The organism is Oceanobacillus sp. M60 (assembly GCF_053839645.1).
This window is the reverse complement of record NZ_JBSSNH010000002.1, coordinates 448,902-468,910: the sequence shown is the minus strand read 5'-3', so window position 1 is coordinate 468,910 and position 20,009 is coordinate 448,902. Positions and strand designations below refer to the sequence as shown.

The 20,009-nt window shown below is 39.6% G+C and carries 17 protein-coding genes and 1 riboswitch; of the genes, 13 read left to right on the top strand and 4 right to left on the bottom strand.

Features of this window, described 5'->3' with window-relative positions; genetic code table 11:
• Positions 1–199 precede the first annotated feature (199 nt).
• From pruA to ACW0TQ_RS06485, 4 genes are all read left to right on the top strand, one after another.
• Positions 200–1,747, top strand: a complete 1,548-nt coding sequence (gene pruA, locus ACW0TQ_RS06500) for an L-glutamate gamma-semialdehyde dehydrogenase (protein WP_042534550.1) — start codon at positions 200–202, stop codon at positions 1,745–1,747.
• A gap of 103 nt (positions 1,748–1,850) precedes the next feature.
• Positions 1,851–2,861 (top strand): proline dehydrogenase family protein, encoded by a 1,011-nt coding sequence (locus ACW0TQ_RS06495; protein WP_042534548.1) that lies wholly within the window; start codon positions 1,851–1,853, stop codon positions 2,859–2,861.
• A 288-nt stretch (positions 2,862–3,149) separates the two neighbouring features.
• Positions 3,150–4,637, top strand: coding sequence for a sodium/proline symporter PutP (gene putP / locus ACW0TQ_RS06490; protein WP_042534547.1), 1,488 nt, complete (start codon positions 3,150–3,152; stop codon positions 4,635–4,637).
• A gap of 334 nt (positions 4,638–4,971) precedes the next feature.
• A complete protein-coding gene (locus ACW0TQ_RS06485; RefSeq protein WP_042534545.1) occupies positions 4,972–6,006 on the top strand; it encodes a lactonase family protein in 1,035 nt (344 codons plus the stop codon).
• Between the two features lie 68 nt (positions 6,007–6,074).
• Here the strand turns inward: ACW0TQ_RS06485 and htpX are convergent, their stop codons facing one another.
• Entirely contained in the window at positions 6,075–6,980 is a 906-nt protein-coding gene (htpX, locus tag ACW0TQ_RS06480; RefSeq protein WP_042534543.1) for a protease HtpX, read from the bottom strand.
• A 179-nt stretch (positions 6,981–7,159) separates the two neighbouring features.
• Here htpX and ACW0TQ_RS06475 point away from each other — a divergent pair, with 179 nt between their 5' ends.
• On the top strand, positions 7,160–8,782 hold the full coding sequence (locus tag ACW0TQ_RS06475) for a M20/M25/M40 family metallo-hydrolase (RefSeq protein ID WP_042534541.1): 1,623 nt from the start codon (positions 7,160–7,162) through the stop codon (positions 8,780–8,782).
• A gap of 71 nt (positions 8,783–8,853) precedes the next feature.
• Positions 8,854–9,069, top strand: a complete 216-nt coding sequence (gene tatA / locus ACW0TQ_RS06470) for a twin-arginine translocase TatA/TatE family subunit (RefSeq protein ID WP_042534539.1) — start codon at positions 8,854–8,856, stop codon at positions 9,067–9,069.
• 192 nt (positions 9,070–9,261) lie between these two features.
• Here the strand turns inward: tatA and ACW0TQ_RS06465 are convergent, their stop codons facing one another.
• On the bottom strand, positions 9,262–9,357 hold the full coding sequence (locus ACW0TQ_RS06465) for a YjcZ family sporulation protein (RefSeq protein WP_084612984.1): 96 nt from the start codon (positions 9,355–9,357) through the stop codon (positions 9,262–9,264).
• Positions 9,358–9,493: 136 nt separating this feature from the next.
• On the opposite strand from ACW0TQ_RS06465, the gene dacB reads away from it, so the two are divergent.
• Positions 9,494–10,858: a D-alanyl-D-alanine carboxypeptidase/D-alanyl-D-alanine endopeptidase gene (gene dacB / locus ACW0TQ_RS06460; RefSeq protein ID WP_289584826.1), complete on the top strand. Its 1,365-nt coding sequence runs from the start codon at positions 9,494–9,496 to the stop codon at positions 10,856–10,858.
• A gap of 323 nt (positions 10,859–11,181) precedes the next feature.
• Complete coding sequence (gene spx, locus ACW0TQ_RS06455) at positions 11,182–11,589, top strand: transcriptional regulator Spx (protein WP_042534537.1); 408 nt, start codon at positions 11,182–11,184, stop codon at positions 11,587–11,589.
• Positions 11,590–11,759: 170 nt separating this feature from the next.
• Here the strand turns inward: spx and ACW0TQ_RS06450 are convergent, their stop codons facing one another.
• The gene (locus tag ACW0TQ_RS06450) at positions 11,760–12,866 is read right to left on the bottom strand and encodes a methionine biosynthesis PLP-dependent protein (protein WP_042534535.1); all 1,107 of its coding nucleotides are present in this window, start codon (positions 12,864–12,866) and stop codon (positions 11,760–11,762) included.
• Positions 12,867–13,015: 149 nt separating this feature from the next.
• Positions 13,016–13,120: riboswitch (SAM riboswitch) on the bottom strand.
• 309 nt (positions 13,121–13,429) lie between these two features.
• Here ACW0TQ_RS06450 and ACW0TQ_RS06445 point away from each other — a divergent pair.
• From ACW0TQ_RS06445 to ACW0TQ_RS06435, 3 genes are all read left to right on the top strand, one after another.
• Complete coding sequence (locus tag ACW0TQ_RS06445) at positions 13,430–14,329, top strand: hypothetical protein (RefSeq protein WP_455725421.1); 900 nt, start codon at positions 13,430–13,432, stop codon at positions 14,327–14,329.
• Between the two features lie 311 nt (positions 14,330–14,640).
• Positions 14,641–15,849, top strand: a complete 1,209-nt coding sequence (locus tag ACW0TQ_RS06440) for an NAD(P)/FAD-dependent oxidoreductase (RefSeq protein WP_042534532.1) — start codon at positions 14,641–14,643, stop codon at positions 15,847–15,849.
• Between the two features lie 306 nt (positions 15,850–16,155).
• Positions 16,156–17,034, top strand: a complete 879-nt coding sequence (locus ACW0TQ_RS06435; protein WP_052485086.1) for a VanW family protein — start codon at positions 16,156–16,158, stop codon at positions 17,032–17,034.
• Between the two features lie 59 nt (positions 17,035–17,093).
• Here the strand turns inward: ACW0TQ_RS06435 and ACW0TQ_RS06430 are convergent, their stop codons facing one another.
• Positions 17,094–17,627, bottom strand: a complete 534-nt coding sequence (locus tag ACW0TQ_RS06430) for a YceI family protein (RefSeq protein ID WP_042534528.1) — start codon at positions 17,625–17,627, stop codon at positions 17,094–17,096.
• Between the two features lie 216 nt (positions 17,628–17,843).
• Here ACW0TQ_RS06430 and ACW0TQ_RS06425 point away from each other — a divergent pair, with 216 nt between their 5' ends.
• Positions 17,844–18,062: a phage holin gene (locus ACW0TQ_RS06425; RefSeq protein ID WP_042534526.1), complete on the top strand. Its 219-nt coding sequence runs from the start codon at positions 17,844–17,846 to the stop codon at positions 18,060–18,062.
• Positions 18,063–18,202: 140 nt separating this feature from the next.
• Positions 18,203–19,996 carry a M3 family oligoendopeptidase gene (locus tag ACW0TQ_RS06420; protein ID WP_193064824.1) on the top strand — a complete coding sequence of 598 codons (1,794 nt, stop codon included), beginning with the start codon at positions 18,203–18,205 and terminating at the stop codon, positions 19,994–19,996.
• The last annotated feature ends 13 nt before the right edge of the window (positions 19,997–20,009 follow it).

Genomic DNA, 20,009 nt, shown 5'->3' with positions numbered 1-20,009 from the left:
ATATGTGTAATTTTCCTTTACACTATTGTAAAGGTGATTTGCAATAAAAGGCAATAGAAAATCATAAAATAATGAAATCGCTTCCATTATTCGCAAGCTTTTATCAGGTGTTTTTATTAATAATGATAATACTGGCATGTTTTTTGCATATAGATTGATAGGAAAACAGAATTAAATTATCTACTAGGAGGTATGTTACATGGTGCAGCCATTTACACATGAACCATTTACAAATTTTAAGAAAGAAGAGAATAGAAAAGAGCTGGAGGGAGCATTACGTTCTGTTCGCGCGGAGCTGGGTAAAGATTATCCGCTGGTTATCAACGGAGAAAAAGTTTACACAGAGGATAAACTGGTATCCATTAACTCAGCTAATAAGGAAGAAGTGGTTGGAAACGTATCAAAAGCAACAAAGGACCATGTTGAACAGGCTTTTCAGGCAGCAGTAGAAGCTTATGAAACCTGGAGAAAAGTACCTGTGGAAGACCGTGCGCATGTTTTATTCCGTGCGGCCGCTATTGTCCGCCGCCGTAAGCATAAATTTTCTGCTTGGCTGATTCAGGATGCCGGCAAGCCTTGGGATCAGGCGGATGGCGATATTGCAGAGGGCATTGACTTTTTAGAATATTATGGGCGCCAGATGCTGGAGCTTGATCAGGGAAAACATGTAGAAGACCGTATTACGGAAAATAATAAATATTTTTATAAAGCAATGGGTCCCGGCGTTGTTATCCCACCATGGAATTTTGCATTTGCTATTGTGTGCGGAACGGTTGCTGCTCCGATTGTTGCTGGAAATCCGGTCTTATTGAAGCCTTCTGAAAATACACCAGTGATTGCATATAAGCTTGTAGAAGTATTAGAAGAAGCTGGTCTGCCTAAGGGCGTATTAAATTTTGTGCCGGGTGATCCAAAGGAAATTGGCGATTATCTGGTAGACCACAAAGATACACATTTTATTAACTTTACCGGTTCACGAGCGACTGGTGTCCGTATTTTTGAACGTGCAGCTAAAATACAAGATGGACAGCAGCATCTGAAGCGGGTTGTTGCAGAAATGGGCGGGAAGGACACAATTATTGTTGATGAAACAGCTGATTTAGATTTGGCTGCTGAGTCAATTGTTCATTCTGCATTCGGATTCTCCGGGCAAAAATGCTCTGCATGCTCCCGTGCAATCATCCATGAGGATGTCTACGATGAAGTTATCAGGAAATCAGTTGAAATTGCCAAAACATTAACTGTCGGCAATCCATCCGAAGAAAATGTGTATATGGCTTCGGTCATTAACCAGACACAATTTGATAAAATCAAAAACTATATTGAAATTGGCAAGGAAGAAGGAGAGCTTGTTTTCGGTGGAGAAACAGATGACTCTAAAGGCTTCTTTATCTATCCAACTATTTTCAAGGATCTGAACCCTAAAGCACGTATCATGCAAGAGGAAATCTTTGGACCTGTCGTTGCGTTTGCAAAGGCAAAAGACTTTGATGAGCTGTTAGAGATTGCAAACAATACGGAATATGGGTTAACAGGAGCGGTTATTTCTACAAATCGCGCTCATTTAGAACGTGCCCGGGAGGATTTCCATGTCGGCAACCTGTATTTTAACCGCGGCTGTACAGCAGCAATTGTCGGTTACCAGCCGTTTGGCGGGTTTAAAATGTCAGGAACTGATTCAAAGGCAGGAGGTCCGGATTACCTGCAGCATTTCTTAGAGGCTAAAATTGTGTCAGAACAATTTTAATAGATAGCAGCTTGCCTGTGAACAGAAGCAGAAATCGTTTTTTCTGTTCACAGGAAGCATTTAAAATGAAGAGCTTGTTTTGAAGATGGGGGGATATTGGGTTATGGCTAATTTAGCTAGAAATTTTTTTATAGGACTTTCCAATAATGACTTTTTAAATAAAAGCGCGAGAAAATTTGGAACGCGGTTTGGAGCAGAACGTTTCGTAGCCGGAACCGTTTTCGATGCCATTGTTCCTGTGATAAGAGAGTTGAATCAAAAACAGATATCTTGTACAATGGACCACCTCGGAGAGTTTGTAACAGATAGAAATGAAGCGGTGCATGCAAAAGAGAAAATCATAGCGATGCTCCGCCAAATCAAGGAAGAGCATTTGGATTGCCATATTTCTATCAAACTGACGCAGCTGGGGCTGGATATTGAAGAATCTTTTTGTATTGAAAATGTGGAGCAGATTCTAGACGTGGCTCATGCATGTGACATTTTTGTGAACATAGATATGGAGAAGTATATCCACTATGAGAAAACCCTGGAGATTCTGAAAAGTCTTCGAAAAAGCTATACCAATGTCGGTACTGTTATACAGACATACTTGCTTGATGCAGAGAAGGATTTAAGCGGTCTTGAAGATGTGCGTCTGCGCATCGTAAAGGGCGCCTATAAGGAAGACAGTACAGTTGCGTATTCCTCTAAAGAGGACATTGATAAGAATTTCCTGATGATAGCAAAGAAAAGGTTGCTTGGAAAAGCTTTTACATCTATCGCAACGCATGATCATCGTATCATTCAGGAATTAAAGGAGTTTATCGAGGAACATCATATTTCAAAAGATCGTTTTGAATTTCAAATGCTTTATGGTTTTCGAGTCGATATGCAGCATCAACTAGTAAAAGAGGGATTTCGATTCTGCACATACATCCCCTTTGGAGAGGATTGGTTCGGATATTTTATGCGCCGTTTGGCAGAGAGACCGCAGAACCTGAATCTTCTTATGAAAGATGTTTTTTATACTGAGGAGGATAAGCTGAAAAAGCAGCCGATTATTATTGGAACTGCAGCGTTAACATTGTTGCTTTTTTTGGGGAGACGGAGGAAGAAGGAGCAGAATAACTGATAACTTAAAAAGGGTTGTTTCTAATACCGTCTTTTTCAACGCCTGTCGCTAGAGATAGGATGATGATCAAAATACAAATTACAAGTTTTACACTTGTTATTATAAATTTTATCACGGAGAAGCGTCCGTAAAACTCCCGCCTCCAAATAAAGAGTAAACACAAATTTATTTAGGCGAGAGATCAGGTGAGCTAACTCCCTGAATTACTTAGGCTAATTCAGTGGGAGAAGAACCAAAATTCCCACTGAATGAAGTTTCGTTTTATTACTTACAAAGGGAGAGGGAAGGATGTCAGAAACAACCTATCAAATTATGGCGATTGTCTTGTACTTTTTAGTGATGATTGCTATTGGTTTATATTCTTATCGTAAGACATCAAATTTAGATGACTATATGCTGGGCGGAAGAAGTCTGGGGCCTGTTACATCTGCACTGAGTGCCGGTGCTTCCGATATGTCGCAATGGCTGTTAATGGGACTTCCCGGCGCAATTTATGTATTTGGTCTGGCCGAGGGATGGATGGCCATCGGTCTGGCAGCCGGGGCTTGGGTAAACTGGCTGATTATTGCTCCGAGACTGCGGACCTATACCGAGGTATCAAATAACTCCATTACGATTCCGAGTTACTTAGACAGCCGCTTTAAAAACAATACGAAGGTATTACGCATCGCATCCGGTATTGTTATATTGCTTTATTTTACGTTTTATGTCTCTTCAGGGATGGTTGCAGGAGGCGTATTTTTTCAGAGCGCTTTTGATGTAAACTATCATACTGGCTTAATGACTGTAGCAGCGGTAACAATAATTTACACGCTTGTCGGCGGTTTTCTTGCAGTCAGTTTTACCGATGTAGTGCAGGGAACGATGATGTTTCTGGCGCTGATTCTGGTACCGGCATTGACCATCGTTTCGCTTGGAGGAGTTGGCGAAACAGTAACCATCGTCCAAGACGTCAATCCCGATATATTAAGCTTTTTTGCGGCTGCATCAGCAACGGGGGTAATTTCATCCTTAGCATGGGGATTGGGTTATTTTGGACAGCCGCATATTATCGTTCGTTTTATGGCAATCAAGTCGGTAAAAGAAACCACCTCTGCCCGCCGTATCGGCATCAGCTGGATGGTCATTTCATTAGTCGGTGCTGCCGCAACAGCGATATCCGGATTTGCATTCTTTCAAGCCAATCCAGAATTGACACTTGCCGATCCGGAGGCTGTATTTATTGTTTTAGGGCAATTATTATTTCATCCATTCATAGCCGGCCTTCTGCTGGCGGCAGTACTTGCCGCAATTATGAGTACGGTGTCTTCCCAGCTGCTGGTAACTTCTTCTGCGCTGGTGGAGGATATTTTCAAGGCTGTGTTTCATGCAGATGCAAAGGATAAAACCTATGTGAATTTGGGTAGACTGGCTGTTTTAGCTGTTTCACTTATTGCTATGATATTTGCCTGGCAGCAAAACGACACCATCTTAGGGCTTGTTTCCTTTGCCTGGGCAGGCTTTGGCGCTTCTTTTGGACCGGTCGTGCTGCTGTCTCTATTTTGGAGGAAAACAACAGGATCTGGGGCGCTTTGGGGGATGATTGTCGGTGCAGTCGTTGTATTTGCATGGGGCTACTCTCCATTGTCCGGATATTTATACGAAATAGTACCCGGGTTTATCCTGAGTACAGCAGTCATTATTTTAGTCAGCCTTAAAACGTATAAGCCTAACAAAGAAATCGAAGCGGAATTTAATGAAACCATGAGCAGGCTTCAAGAGCATAAGAATAAATAAGAAATAGGGCCGGGGTGTGTAACTCCGGCTCTTTTCTTATTACTCAATTTTCGCACACTAAAAAGTAATTTCATTTCCACAGAAACAGGAGTTGATCGTTCCTTCGCTAACCCCCTTGACAAAGAATAGAAGATGAAGTGTAAAGCACGGCTGTGGCGGACCGTTTGGCTTTCCGACGTACAAATGTTTTCGATGGGGTGAGCAAACGCAGGCTGGAGGATAACCGTTTTAGCAGCAAATTGAATTTTTAAAATGCTTATGTATGTAACCTTTTTGTCGAAAATGATACAATGAACAAATGAAAGAATAGTTTTTGAAGGAAGGATGCATTCAAATGAGCAAATACTTTGGTTACGCAGGAACCTACACAAGAAAGACAAGCCAGGGAGTATATCGATTCACCCTGGATGCAGAAAAAGGACAGCTGTCTGCTTCAGAGGTAGCAGCAGAGCTTGGAAATCCAACATATCTTAATTTTAATGAAAATCAGAATTATTTATATGCTGTTGCGCAGGAAGATGATATGGGAGGGGTAAATGCTTTCCGTGTTGATAAAACGAGCGGTGAACTAACTCCGTTAAATGGTCAATTGGTAGAAGGGAACCCTCCATGTCATGTAGAGGCAGCAGAAAACCTGGTTGTAACAGGAAATTACCATAAGGGCGATATTGGTCTTCATTTTACAACTGACGATGGAGAAGTAGAGCAAGGGCAATTTACCAAGCATGAAGGAAACGGACCGCATGAAAGACAGGAAAAACCGCATGTTCATTTCACTGGATTTACTCCAGATAAGAAATTTATCGTTGTTGCAGATTTAGGAACAGATCGTTTAGTGACGTACAAGGTGGAAGATTCCTCATTACAGGAAGTGAGTACTTTTCATGCAAAGCCGGGAAGCGGACCAAGACATATTACGTTCCATCCGAATAAACCAATTGCTTATTTAATTACAGAGCTTTCTACAGAGGTGATTGTTTTAGATTACAATCAGGAGACAGGCGAATTTACGGAGAAACAGACGATTCTTGCGAAACCTGCTGACTTTGAAGAAACAAATGATGCGAGTGCGATTCATATCACTTCAGATGGAAAATTCCTTTATACAGGAAACCGTGGGCATAACAGTATTGCTTCATTCAAAGTAGATGAAAATAGCGGGGAGCTGACATTTCTTGAATTCACACCATCCGGTGGTGAATGGCCAAGAGATTTTGTATTGGATCCGACTGAAAACTTCCTTCTTGCTTCTAACCAGCATAGCGGAAATGTAGTATTGTATAAAAGAGATGCAGAAACAGGGAAATTAACGCAGACAGATCAGGTAATCGATGTTCCAGAAGTGGTTTGTGTGAAGTTTCTTTCCTAATTAGCTATAAAAAAACTTCCTTTTGCGGAGGAGTACGAAAACGCTCCGCAGAAGGAAGTTTTATTTTCTTAGCGCTGTTGTAATCTAGCAATTCGTTCATCCAGCGGCGGGTGAGAAGATAAAGCATTAAGGATACTGGATTTATTGCTGATTTTCATGGTTTGAATTGCTGTATCATTTGTGTGATCGTCTGCTTCTGCACGATTGATATAAGCTTTTAACGATTGTAGCGCATGTGTCATCTTATCACGGCCTGCTAAATCTGCACCGCCCCGGTCTGCGTGATATTCCCGATGTCTGGAATAAGCACTGACGACAAAGCTTCCTAAAATAGAAAATAAGATTTGGAAAATAATGATTGCAGCAAATTGAACAATCCATTGCAGCTCGGAACGCACAAATCTGGAAACGATCATTGCAGCGATCCGGGATAAGAAGACGACGAATGTATTGACGATTCCCTGTAATAAAGTCATTGTCACCATATCGCCATTTGCAACGTGAGCCACCTCATGTGCAATGACTCCTTCTACGGCATCATCATCCATACTGTCCAGCAGCCCTTGAGAAACAGCAACTAAAGAGCGTTTTTTACTTGGACCTGTTGCAAAAGCATTTACTTCATGTGACGGGTAAATACCAACCTCTGGTGTGTGTGAAAGTCCGGCAGCACGGGACAACCGTTCTACTTTTTCATAAACGTCACGCTCTTGCTGTGTAGTAATATTATTCGGATCAACTATTTTCACCTTCATCATGGTCTTAGCCATCCAACGGGACATTGCTAAAGAAATAAATGAACCGGTAAAACCTACAACAATACTGAATATCATGAGAGAAACATAATCAATTCCGCCATCTGAACGATAGCTTGGTCCAATATCAAATATACTTGTAAGGATGGACCAGACAATGACGATTGTCGTCATAACCAAAATATTTGTTAAAAGAAACAGTGTAATTCTTTTCCCCATACATAACCTCCTGATGAATTTTCTATACTATAAATCATATCATATTTTGCGGCTAAGACTGAACTGTTATCTAGCTGGCTATGGAAAATTATTTGGAAAGAGAATAACTGCTAATAATGTAAACGTGTTCAATTGCTGATATAATAGAAAGGAAGGTTAATAGAAAGGCGGGGGTTTTCGTGGAGGCATTTCAATGGAACAGTGCGGATGAATTACGTCAGCTCTTAAATGAGCTTGTGAGCTGGAAGAGTATCAGTCTTTCAGAAGGAGAAAAGCAATTTCCCAGAAAGCTATATGCAAAGCTTCAGGATTTAACTTATTTTCATGACCATCCTGCTTACTTAAAACTGCATGAGGCAGACCAGCGCCGGAAGCTTTTAACTGCTTTATATAAACATCCGGAAGCTACGCAGACGATTTGTTTGATCAGCCATTTTGATACGGTAAATACCGAGGAATATGGTTCACTTGAGCCGCTCGCAACACAGCCGGAGGAGCTTACGAAAGTATATCTGGAACAAAAGGATACATTTTCGAGAGAGATTCGTGCAGATATAGAATCAGGTGATTTCTTATTCGGGCGCGGCACAATGGATATGAAGATGGGGCTTGTGATGCATATGAGTCTGATTGAACAGGCCAGTATAGAGGAATGGCCAATTAACCTGCTTTTATTAACTGTGCCCGACGAAGAAGTGAATTCAGCAGGCATGCGTTATGCTATCCCTGTTCTGACGGAATTACAAAAACAGCATGATTTAACCTATACGTTATTTTTAAATAGTGAGCCGACATTTCGGCATGACCCAAAGGACAATACACACTATATTTACAGCGGGACAATCGGGAAAGTTTTAGCTGGAGCTTTATTCTACGGGAAGGAAACCCATGCAGGAGAACCATTGAGCGGAATGACATCTCCATTTATCTCTTCATTTTTAACAAGGGAGATGGAATGGAATCCCATTTTTCAGGAAACGGTACTCGGTGAAACCGCTCCGCTGCCGGTTACACTGCAGCAAACAGATTTGCGGCTGCGGTATTCCACTCAGACTCCGTACCGTTCTTCCGCTTTATACAATATTTTTCTTTTAGAACGGACAGCAGAAGAGGTTTTTGCTTTATTTGAACAGGTTGCCAAGACTGCTGCCGCACAATGTAATGAACGGTATAAAAAGATATGCAAGGATAATCAAGTGCAGCCGATTGGTCATGTAAAAGTAATTACTTATAAAGAGTTATTAGAGTATGCAGGGAATAAACTGGGCAGGGAATTTGTTGAAGATGTGAAAAAGGATATTCATTTTCATGATGACTATGATGACCGGGAAAAATCGCTTCGTATTACGGACAGCTTAATGATTCATTGTCAGGAGCTTGCGCCAGCCATGGTGATTTTATTTGCACCTCCTTATTATCCTGCTGTAAATTCCAGCGGTAACGGTTTTGTAGAATATTGTGTTGATTTTGTTGAAAAAGAAGCGAAAAACGAATTTCAATTAGATATCAAACGGAGTCATTTTTTAAATGGAATTTGTGATTTGAGTTATGTACATTATCAAGGCAGTGATACAGGCCTGCAGGTTTACGAGGAAAATACGCCGGTATGGGGGGATTCGTATGAATTGCCGTTTTCATTGATGCGTAAATTGGACGCACCTGTATTAAATGTAGGTCCGTTCGGACATGATGCACATAAACGTACAGAAAGGCTGCATGTTACCAATGCATTTGAGCAATTTCCATATTTAATGCGTCAGCTCATTCTGCAAATTTCACAAAAAGAAGGCAAATCGTTATAATTTTATGGGTGTAACCATTAAAAAATAGATCGAAATGATTTATAATGAAATCAGAATGGAGGTGTTGTTCCATGAGTCCAGCAAACATAGGTATTCCGGGTTTGATATTGATAGTTATCATTGCCTTAATTATTTTCGGTCCCAAAAAGCTTCCGGAAATCGGGAAAGCAGCCGGACAGACCTTACGGGAATTCAAAAATTCAGCAAATAATATAATGTCTGAGGAAGACAAAAAGAAAGAAATAAAAGAAGATAATGATGAGCCTGAAAAGGACCCGTCAAAATAAGAGGAACAAGGCGCCGATGTAGTTTTCCATCATGCGCCTTGTTTTTATATTACATATAAAAAATGCTTGTAAAGAGGTTGATGCATTATCTTTACAAGCGTTCATAATCACGATCTATTTTCTTAGCCAGCCGTACGTAAAGCTAATTAATTATAGGGAAGAGGAGGAAAAGATTTGTTTATCATGGCATCACTAGAATCCCCAATAAGAAGTACCTACAATAATCAATAAGATGAACAGGACTACCAGTAGAGCAAAACCTCCGCCAAATTCATTGTAATTACTCATTTTTTACACCCCCTGTATGTTTACTATATGAAATGATTTTATGTTTGAGAGGGTATTTGACTAGAAAAAAGGATTTTAACCTATAGATATCGAATTAGAAAATTAAGAACGTAATACATCATCCGAGGTGGAATCGATGCAAAAACTAAATAACTTTTTATTAAACAAATGTCACAACAAAGGAAGTGTTTCAGGAATAAGTGTGCGCTCCGGGACAAGCGGTGCAAGCTTGTTTAATTATTATGCATCAACACGGCTGCAGCCTGCTTCCAACTTGAAAATACTTACAGCAGTAGCGGCATTAAGGAAATTAGGTCCTGAATATACATTTCAAACCGAGCTTCATTTGGGGGGGAAAGTAGTGGAGGAAACCTGTCATGGTAATGTTTATTTGGTTGGAAAGGGAGACCCGACTTTACAAGAAAAGGATTATAAACAGTTTGTGGCTTCTTTAAAAGAGCGTGGGATCAAAAATATATCCGGAGACTTTATTCTTGATGACAGCTGGTACGATGATATCCGCTGGTCTGATGATTTAATTTGGGCTGATCAGCAATACGGGTATGGTTCAGAAGTATCTGCTTTAACACTTGCTCCAGATACAGATTATGATACGAATGCTATTAAATTAATCATTACCCCGGAAAAATTGCATACAACCCCAAAGATAGAAATCCTGCCGCATACGGAAGGAATTACGGTGACCAACGATGCTGTAACGACAGAAGAAGCAGATGAAGAAGCATTGATTGTAAGGCGGAATAATTCAGCAAATCACTTTTTTATATCAGGAAAAATCGGCAGGAAAGAAGGAAAGCAGGAAGTATATATGGCTATTAAACATATTGAAAATTATATCGCAGACACAATCCGGCAAATATTAAAAAAGGAAGGTATTGCGTTAGAAGGCCGGATAAAAAAAGGAAAGCTTCAGGGAGATGCAGCGTGTATTTACCATAAACAGTCACCGCCATTAACTGGCATTATTATTCCCTTTATGAAGCTTAGCAATAATGGGATTGGTGAGATGCTCACAAAAGAATTAGGGCGTAAAACATATGATGACGGTTCATGGGAATCGGGTCTGGCAGCAGTGAAAGAAGCTCTGGCTACCTATTCAATCAATCTGGATACAATCCAGTTAAAGGATGGTTCCGGAATTTCAGCAGCTAACTTTATTCCAGCCGAAGAACTGACGCGTTTACTGTACGAAATCCAGCAGGAAAAGTGGTTCCCTGAATTTTTAGCCAGTCTGCCGGCAGCTGGAGAAGCCGATAAAATGATTGGAGGCACTTTACGTGAACGTATGAAGGGACTGGATGTTCAGGCAAAAACAGGAACCATTGAAGGTGTCAGCACTCTTTCCGGTTATGTAACCAATGGAAAGGGAGAACGGCTTATCTTTTCCATCTTATTTAATCATTTATTAGATACGGATACAGGAAAAGAATTAGAAGATGAACTGGTTGCGATAATGGCGGAGATAGAAGAATGGTGTTGACCTTTGTCATTTGTTTTTTGGGGGGGGTTCATTATTTGATTTAAGCTGTTATTAAACAGAAGTTTAAGGGCGTATTGTGGAATCGTGAAGCCGGGGAAGCATATTTATAGAGCGAAGGAATAATAGCAGCAAGCTTTATTTCGATGAATTAAGCTTCATTTCATGTTTTTTTTATGACCTTACCATAGTTTTACCACATTTCCATGCTAAAGTGAAACTAAGATAGAAAAAATGGAATGAAGAAGCAGAAATGTTTTACTTTCATTTCATCATAATCACTTTGAATCTTGTAATGAATATGTCAAATAATAAGGAGAATGAATATGACAGTGCATATTTACGGAGTATCTTGCTCATCTACAAGAAAAGCGAGACAATGGTTTCGCAAAAATGGAATTGCTTATAAGGAACGAAATATTTTACATCAACCATTGACAATTGACGAACTAAAGAATATTTTACAAATGACTGTGGAAGGCACGGATGAGATACTTTCAACCCGTTCTAAAATTTTTAAAGAATTGAATTTGAATGTAGAGGATTTGTCTCTGCAAACTTTATTGAAATTAATTCACAAATACCCAAGACTGCTGAAAAGTCCAATTTTGGTGGATGAAAAAAGATTCCAAGTTGGGTACCATGAGGAAGATATTCGTCAATTCTTACCTCGTAAAACGAGACAGCTGCAATGGTTACAATGGAAAGTGGATTTAGGTTTAATAAAAGGGTAACGAACCTTAAATGAACCTTAAATTATGGAAGCATACGATGAAATGGCTGTATGCTTCCATATGTTGAATGTTGAGCAAATTAAATAATATGTAAGGAAGAATATAATTTCATCTTTACTCTAAAAAAGAGGCAGCTTTAAAATGAGCTGCCTCTTTTTTGGGGTATTGTTTTAAATTTTACTGACAACCTGCAGCGCCTGCTCAATATCTGCTATTAAATCCTCCGCATCTTCAATTCCTACAGAGAAACGAAGAAGGTCATCACCGATTCCTCTGTTATCTCTTTCTTCCTCCGGCATATCGGCATGTGTTTGTGTTGTAGGATAGGTAATAAAGCTTTCTACACCGCCCAGACTTTCGGCAAATACAATTAAGTTGAGGTTAGCTAAGAAAGAACGCACCTGGTCGGCATCTTCTAAACAAAATGAAAGCATGCCGCCTTTATTTGGATAATAAACCTGTCCAATTGACGAGTGGTCTCGCAGGTAAGCAGCAATTTTTTGTGCGTTTTCCTCGTGACGCTGCATACGCAATGCAAGTGTTTTTAACCCGCGGACAAGCAGCCAGCTGTCTGAAGCAGATAATGTTGCTCCTGACGCATTATGCATTTCAAATAATTTTTCGGAAAGGTCAGGACTTTTGGTTACGACCAGACCGGCTAAAACATCATTATGGCCGCCGATATATTTTGTCGCACTATGCACTACAATATCCGCACCAAGCGTAATTGGCTGCTGGAGATAAGGTGTTAAAAATGTATTATCAACAATAAGCAGCAGGTTATGCTTTTTAGCCAGCTCCGCATACTTTTCAATATCCACCTCCTGAAGTAACGGGTTCGTCGGTGTTTCTAAAAAGATAGCCTTTGTATTTTCGTTAATACATCGTTCTGTTTCCGTGATATTTTGACAGACATCATAGGTCACGGAAATATTATAAGCTTTTTCAAAATGATTAAAAATACGGTAAGTTCCTCCGTAGATATCTTTTGTCGCGATAAGGTGATCGCCCATACGAAACAGGGAGGAGAGAACTAATTGAATAGCTGCCATTCCTGAGCTGCAGGCGAAAGCAGCATCTCCTTCTTCCAGCTTTGCGAAACCTTCCTCTAAAACAGATCTGGTCGGATTCTTGGTACGCGTATAATCATAACCTGTGGAATGGCCAATTCCCTGGTGCTGATAAGCTGTTGACATGTAAATAGGCGGATTTATAGCCCCTGTCCGTTCGTCCGTTTTATTACCTAACTGTACTAATGCTGTTTCTATTTTTCTCATTTTCCTTCAGCCTCCTCAATCCAGAAACATGAATTCGCTTATCTTTCGCGAATATGCTGTTTTCTTATGATTTTCCCATGTGAAATCAATAAAAAACCCTTCTTATTCCAGAGATGAGATAAGAAGGGTATGATATCGTGATGATACATATCTTATCTTTAAAGGGGAGTTCCCTTCTGGAATTAGCACCTTGCTAGAAGCAGCTGGTTGCTGAGACATCGTCGGGCCAGTCCCTCCGTCTCTCTGGATAAGAATTGGAATTTTATTAAATTATAATTACGTTAACTTTACAAGAGCGAGGAAAAAAAATCAAGTCTTGATTTTTTTAAAAATGAAAAAGCCGGCAACACTGGCTTAGAGGCTGTGTATAGAAAGAAGAAGCTTGAAAAAAACGAAAAGTATTTGAAAAGGACTCCGATGACGATTACAATGGTAGTGTAGTGAACGTATTGTTGAATGGTTATAAAATGGACAATTACTCTGAATGAGTTGGATATGTCTGATAATAAAAAGGGTGAAATAATAAATATCCGAATGAAACTATTTAAAAAGGAAGAAGATATATGCGCAAAAAAAAGCTATTATGGGTAAACATTTCTATGTTAGCAGGTTGTATTATCATCATTGGCATGGGGATTTATAAGGATAACCGCTCTGTAGAATATTCAATGGAAGTGAGTACAGAAGACGGAACTGGACAAACTGGAGAAAGCGTAGAGATTTTTACAACCTCCTGGAATAATCGGTTATTAGGAGACAATGAACAAATTTATCAAACAGCTAATTTAGATTATCGCAACATACTTCAGCAGGAAGACAATGAAATAGAAGTGCAGGAAGAGCGTACTGTGACTCAAGGTACCGAAACAGAGGAAGAAACATACACAAATCCAGAAACAGAGGTGCAGGAAGAAGATTATATAGCTTCTGAGGAAGCATCATCTAATCAAATAACAAATGATGAGCCAGCTGACAGTGAACAAAGCAGTAACGCTTCAAATAAGGAAAACGCAGCTGGTGAAAATAATGAGAATACAGAAAGCCGAGAATCAGAATCGAATACGCAACGTTCCACAGCTTCTGTACATCAGAATCAATCTGAAAAAAATAGCCGCTTTTCTGATTCCAATAATTCTGGAGCTGAAACTGAGGCGCCCGGCACAAATGACAGGAATGAAGAGAATTCAGAGAAAGAAGATTCAAAAGATAAATCGGATCAACCGCCGAAACAGCCGGAAGAGGAAGAAAATGGCAACGATGATAATGCAAACAACAAGGAACCCGATTCTGAAGATGTAGAGAGTGAAGAGCCGGAATCAGAGGAAGGAAATCCTGAAGAAGAAGAAAATAATGGAGAGCATGAGACTGAAGAAGAGGGAGAAAACTCAGACTCAGAAACAGATAAAGGTTCTGAAGAGCACAAAGGTTCTGAGGTCGATACTGCATCCATCTATGCTGATTAAATTACGAAAGAAAGCAGCTGTTTCATAATTAAATTAATAAGGTAAAATAAAACTGCGAATTTGCTGTAGCCTGGCGAATTTGCAGTTTTTTAATATTAAAATCTCAACTTTCGCACCTATTAATAAGCATATATATCATGCGGGTTCTTTGATAAAACAAGTTTCGCTAAGTTTTCTAAAGAAATTATAATGAAAATTAGCCTAATCCCGCAAAATTTGATATTATAATAGATGCAGTGACTATTAAACGTGATAGTTCGAAATTACATTACATTTTATTTGTGGAAGATAGAAAGGATGGAAGATGAATTATGAGTAAACCAAAAGTAGTCGTTCTTGGTGCAGGCTATGCTGGATTAGTTGCAACAAGACGTTTAACTCAACAGCTGTCTCCTGAAGAAGCTGAGATTGTGTTAATCAACAAACATAATTACCATTATGAAAGTACATGGTTACATGAAGTAGCAGCGGGTACGATTACCCCGAATCAGGCACGTTTTATGCTAACAGATGTAGTTAACCCTAAGCGTGTACGTTTAATTTACGATACCGTTACGGAAGTGAAGCGTGAGGAAAAACGCGTTGTTCTTGAAAACAGCGAAGTGGCTTATGACTATCTTGTATTTGCACTTGGATTTGTATCCAACTCATTTGGCATTCCGGGTATGGAAGAGAATGCTTATGCAATCACAGATATTGATTCCAGCCGATTAATTGCAGAGCACATTGAATATCAGTTTGCTCAGTATTCTTCAAGCGAAGAAAAACGTGACGAGCAGCTTACCATCGTTGTCGGCGGCGGCGGATTCACAGGGATTGAATTTGTTGGTGAGCTTGCAGACAAAGTACCTGAGCTATGTAAAAAATACGATATCGATCGCAGCAAAGCAAAAATTATTAACGTAGAGGCAATGCCATCTATTTTACCTATGTTTGATGAAGATTTAGTTTCTTACGGAAAACAGTCCTTAGAAAATCGTGGCGTAGAATTCCGTATTGGTACTGCCATCAAAGAATGTACAGAAGACGGATTTGTTGTCGGCGAAGATAACGAATTAATCAAAGCTGGTACAGTTGTATGGACAGGCGGCGTAATGGGTAACCCGGTATTGGCTGAATCCGGATTTGAATTATTCAAAGGAAAAGTAAATGTTGGATTAGATTTACGTCCAGAAGGAGAAGAAAATATCTTTATCCTTGGAGACTGCTCATGGACAATGGATCCGGAAACTGGAAAACCATTCCCTCCAACTGGTCAGCTGGCTGTACAAGAAGGCGCGAAAGCAGCAGATAACATTGTTGCATTGATTCGTGATGAAGTGATTACTGACTTTGTTTTCTCTAACAAAGGAACAGTTGCATCTCTTGGCTTATCTGATGGTATCGGAAACGTGCTTGATGGTAAAAAACTAAGCGGTAAAGCAGCGGCAGCAATGAAAAAAGTTGTTGATGACCGTTCTCTATTCTTAGTCGGCGGTGCTAAAACATTACTTAAAAAAGGTAAATTCCGTCCATTCTAATAACCAAATAACATTCGAATTGAAGTTGTATTTGATAAATTACTCCACAGGAGGTAAGCGATATGAAGAATTTATTATGTTACGTTCTACTTGCTCTGACAGCCCTGGTAGGCTACCGTGTTGCAAGTGAATATTTAGAAGACAACAGGGACTTTAGATAAGCTTTTAAAAATTGCCGGGATAATCTCCCGGCAATTTTTTTGCTTTTTAACAAGGAATACTCTCCACCGCGTAACAGTAAATCCTAGCTTATTCACTGTATAGAAATAAAGCATCCCAAACATACTAAGTCTTAAGGGGTGTGTCATGATGCGAACGATTGTACTTTTATTGCTATTTTTATTTCTTATATTTCCTCATACAACGAATGCTGCTGTTATGGAACTTTATGATGAACAGGATGATTCTTGGCTTATCGATTTAAAGCCGTATATATTTGAAATGGATGAAGCGTTATTGGATTGGAATGAGATTCAAGGGTTAACAAAATATATGCAGGAGCAGGTCTATAAAAAACCGGAAAATGCTTATATAGATAAAAATGGAGAAATTATCAAAGAAAAACAAGGATTTACCCTGGACGTAAACCAATTTCATACTCTGATTAACGAAGCTTATTATGGCGGGGCAGGGAAAAACCGGCTACAAGTACCAAAACAAATGATTCCGGCACGCGTGAATGAAGACCTTTTAAAAGAATTAAAGGAGAAAGAGTTAAATCGTTTTACGACAAGGTTTAAAAAAGGGAATACTGAAAGAACACGCAATATTGAATTGGCTGCAGATGCAATCAATAATACAGTGATCTTTCCCGGTGAGCATTTTTCCTTTAATGAAATCGTGGGAGAGCGGACAAGAGAAAGAGGTTACCTGCCGGCTCCGGTAATCGTAAAAGGGGAGTTTAGTGAAGATATTGGCGGAGGGATTTGCCAGGTATCCTCAACATTATTTAATGCGGTGGATCTGCAAGGCATTGAAATAACCGAACGCTATGCACACAGCAGAGAGGTCCCTTATGTTCCGAAGGGCAGAGATGCTACAGTGAGCTGGTGGGGGCCGGATTTTGCGTTCCGTAATAAATATAACCGTCCGGTGCTGATTCAAGCAAGGGCTGAAGAAGGAGTGATGACGGTCGCTGTTTATACGAGTCGCGATGCTTCTCTTTTTCAGGCAAAAAACCCCTGATTTTACTGCTCAGCGTAAAATCAGGGGCTTGCTGTTTTATGATGGAAAGGCTAGTGATATTATTCAGCCTTTTGTAATTCTAATTCAAAGTTGATTTTTACTTCTTCTCCTACCAGAACTCCGCCAGTTTCGAGAGAAGCATTCCATGTTAAACCGAATTCTTTACGGTTGATGCTTGTTGAACCGCTGAAGCCTGCAACAATGCTTCCGCTCATTGGATCTTTACTTTGACCTTCAAAAACAACATCCAAAGTGACCGGTTTAGTTGTTCCTTTTAATGTTAAATCACCAGTTACTTCGTAGTTATTCCCAGATTTTTTGATATCTGTTGCAACGAAAGTGATTTTAGGGTAATTTTCTGCGTCAAAGAAATCAGCAGAACGAAGGTGGTCGTCACGGTCTTTGTTACGAGTGTTGATGCTTTCCACATCAATGTTTAATTCAATTTCTGCATCGGTTAAATCTTCTGCATCTGCAACGATTTTTGCATCAAAATTATCGAAGGTTCCTTTTGCTTTTGAAATCATCATATGCTTTACAGAAAATCCTACTTCACTATGCGCTGTGTCTAAATTCCAGTTTACTTTTGCCATTTACGATTCCTCCTAAATAATTAGTTACTTACTTTCTGTTACCAAGTGTAAAATAATAAATAAAGAAAGTCAAGTATCTTTAATTAAAAATATTTTAAATGCATATATGTATGATACCCAAGTAAATAGATAATGAAACTTCTAAAGGTTTCTGCCGTTCCTAAAACCTTGTTTTTGCAATAATAATATATAGGGTTGTATAAGGAGGGGGAGAAAGTGGACAAAGGTACTATGATTAGTATAATAGCCGTGATTATCGCAGCAACAAATCAAATTTTTGTGCTATTAGATAAGTCACCGATGCTTATCGATAGTACCCTGATAGAACAACTATTATCTGCTATATTCACCATTGCGGCGGTTTTAAATGCTTGGATAAGGCGGAAAAAAGCGGCTAAGGAGAAACAAAAAAAGAAGTCTTCTAAAAAGAAATAAGATAGCTGTTTAAAAATAGATGGGAAATAAATGCCTGTAATAGAATAAATTTTCTTTACAGGCTTTTTTTTAATGCTTTGTTTTAACAATTTCGTTATACTAAATATTAGATAATAGAATAAAAAAAGGGAGAGAAGCTGATGACTCAAAAATTACAACCAACATGGGATCTAGATGTTATTTTTCCAGGGCAAAGCGATTCTGAAGCGCTTCGTCAATTTGTAAATGAGCTAAGTGAAGAAATTGAGACTGTCACCGAAAGCGTAAATAATCTTGAAGCAAACGGATTTGGAGAAGATTGGGAGCATGTTTTAAAACAAATCGAGCTTATTACAAAAAAATTACGTGAGATGGGAGCGTTTATCAGCTGTTTAAGTGCACAGGATGTAACGGATAAACAGGCAGATATCTATGTTGCCAAAAGAGCGCAGATAGCGGCTGCGCACAGTGCGTTAACAAAAATAGTCGACCAGAAGCTGGGAGCAGTGACTGAAGCGAATTGGGACCTCTTGCTGGAAAGGGAAGCGATAAAGCCGCTTCAATTTATTTTAACAGAAAGAAGAGAGCGGGCACGTGAACAATTATCTAAAAATGAAGAAATTTTAATCGGGGATTTAGCAATAGATGGGTACCATGCATGGAACCAAATGTATGAAACAATAGTCGGCAATATGAAAATTGATATAGAAGAGGACGGAAAAGTTCAACAATACTCTGTTGGGCAGGCTGCTAATAAGCTGTCGACACCTGACCGTGAGCAGAGAGAATATGTTTACCGGCGAATAAGTGATGCCTGGAAAGCGAATGAGGACTTATTTGGGCAGACATTAAATCACCTGGCTGGATTTCGCCTGCAGACCTATAAACATTATGGATGGGACAAAGTCTTAAAAGAGCCGTTAGCAAAAAATCGAATGAAGGAAGAAACATTAAATACAATGTGGGGAGCAATTGAAAAGCATAAATCCCTATTTGCAGACTACTTACATCAAAAGGCTTCTCTGTTAAATTTGGATAAATTAAGCATTTTCGATGTGAATGCTCCGATTCAATCAAAAATGGAAAAGAAAAGTTATGATGAAGGAGCTGCTTTTATTGTAGAGCAATTCCGCGGCTTCAGTCCCCAAATGGCGGATTTCGCACAAATGGCGTTTGAAAAACGCTGGATTGAAGCGGAAGATCGTGCAGGAAAACGTCCGGGGGGCTTCTGTACAAGCTTTCCGCTCAGTGAACAAACTCGTATTTTTATGACGTACTCTGGAACACCTTCTAATATAGCTACCCTGGCTCATGAGTTGGGACATGGCTATCACCAGTATGTGATGAACGATATGAACGGTTTGAATCAAGGCTATGCAATGAATGTTGCGGAAACTGCTTCGACCTTTGCAGAAATGATTGTAGCGGATGCATCGGTGAAAATGGCGGCGACAGATGAAGAAAAATTAACGTTGTTAGAGGATAAAGTATCGCGCAGTGTGGCTTTCTTCATGAACATCCATGCACGCTTTTTATTCGAGAAACAATTCTATGAAGAACGGAAGCAAGGTATGGTCAGTACGGAACGGTTAAATGAACTTATGGTGGAAGCACAGAAGGAAGCTTACTGCGGAAGTCTGTCCGAATATGATCCGCATTTCTGGGCTTCCAAGCTGCATTTTCATATTACTGGTGTGCCATTTTATAACTTCCCGTATACATTTGGTTATTTATTCAGCCAGGGAATTTATGCTTATGCAAAGGATTATAAAGGAGATTTTGAAGCAAAATATACTGCTTTATTAAGGGATACCGGCAGAATGACCGTAGAAGAGCTTGCTGAAAAGCATTTGCAAGTAGATTTGTCCAAGCCTGAGTTTTGGGAAAATGCCATCGAAATATGTAAACAGGATGTGCAGGAATTTTTGGAATTAGCGAAGAAAGTTGAAAAATAACAGGGGCTATTGC

Bases quoted from the DNA above. Each gene is read 5' to 3' on its own strand.
- pruA (WP_042534550.1), top strand. From the start codon at position 200: ATGGTGCAGCCATTTACACATGAACCATTTACAAATTTTAAGAAAGAA.
- ACW0TQ_RS06495 (WP_042534548.1), top strand. From the start codon at position 1,851: ATGGCTAATTTAGCTAGAAATTTTTTTATAGGACTTTCCAATAATGAC.
- putP (WP_042534547.1), top strand. From the start codon at position 3,150: ATGTCAGAAACAACCTATCAAATTATGGCGATTGTCTTGTACTTTTTA.
- ACW0TQ_RS06485 (WP_042534545.1), top strand. From the start codon at position 4,972: ATGAGCAAATACTTTGGTTACGCAGGAACCTACACAAGAAAGACAAGC.
- htpX (WP_042534543.1), bottom strand. From the start codon at position 6,980: ATGGGGAAAAGAATTACACTGTTTCTTTTAACAAATATTTTGGTTATG.
- tatA (WP_042534539.1), top strand. From the start codon at position 8,854: ATGAGTCCAGCAAACATAGGTATTCCGGGTTTGATATTGATAGTTATC.
- ACW0TQ_RS06465 (WP_084612984.1), bottom strand. From the start codon at position 9,357: ATGAGTAATTACAATGAATTTGGCGGAGGTTTTGCTCTACTGGTAGTC.
- dacB (WP_289584826.1), top strand. From the start codon at position 9,494: ATGCAAAAACTAAATAACTTTTTATTAAACAAATGTCACAACAAAGGA.
- spx (WP_042534537.1), top strand. From the start codon at position 11,182: ATGACAGTGCATATTTACGGAGTATCTTGCTCATCTACAAGAAAAGCG.
- ACW0TQ_RS06450 (WP_042534535.1), bottom strand. From the start codon at position 12,866: ATGAGAAAAATAGAAACAGCATTAGTACAGTTAGGTAATAAAACGGAC.
- ACW0TQ_RS06445 (WP_455725421.1), top strand. From the start codon at position 13,430: ATGCGCAAAAAAAAGCTATTATGGGTAAACATTTCTATGTTAGCAGGT.
- ACW0TQ_RS06440 (WP_042534532.1), top strand. From the start codon at position 14,641: ATGAGTAAACCAAAAGTAGTCGTTCTTGGTGCAGGCTATGCTGGATTA.
- ACW0TQ_RS06435 (WP_052485086.1), top strand. From the start codon at position 16,156: ATGATGCGAACGATTGTACTTTTATTGCTATTTTTATTTCTTATATTT.
- ACW0TQ_RS06430 (WP_042534528.1), bottom strand. From the start codon at position 17,627: ATGGCAAAAGTAAACTGGAATTTAGACACAGCGCATAGTGAAGTAGGA.
- ACW0TQ_RS06420 (WP_193064824.1), top strand. From the start codon at position 18,203: ATGACTCAAAAATTACAACCAACATGGGATCTAGATGTTATTTTTCCA.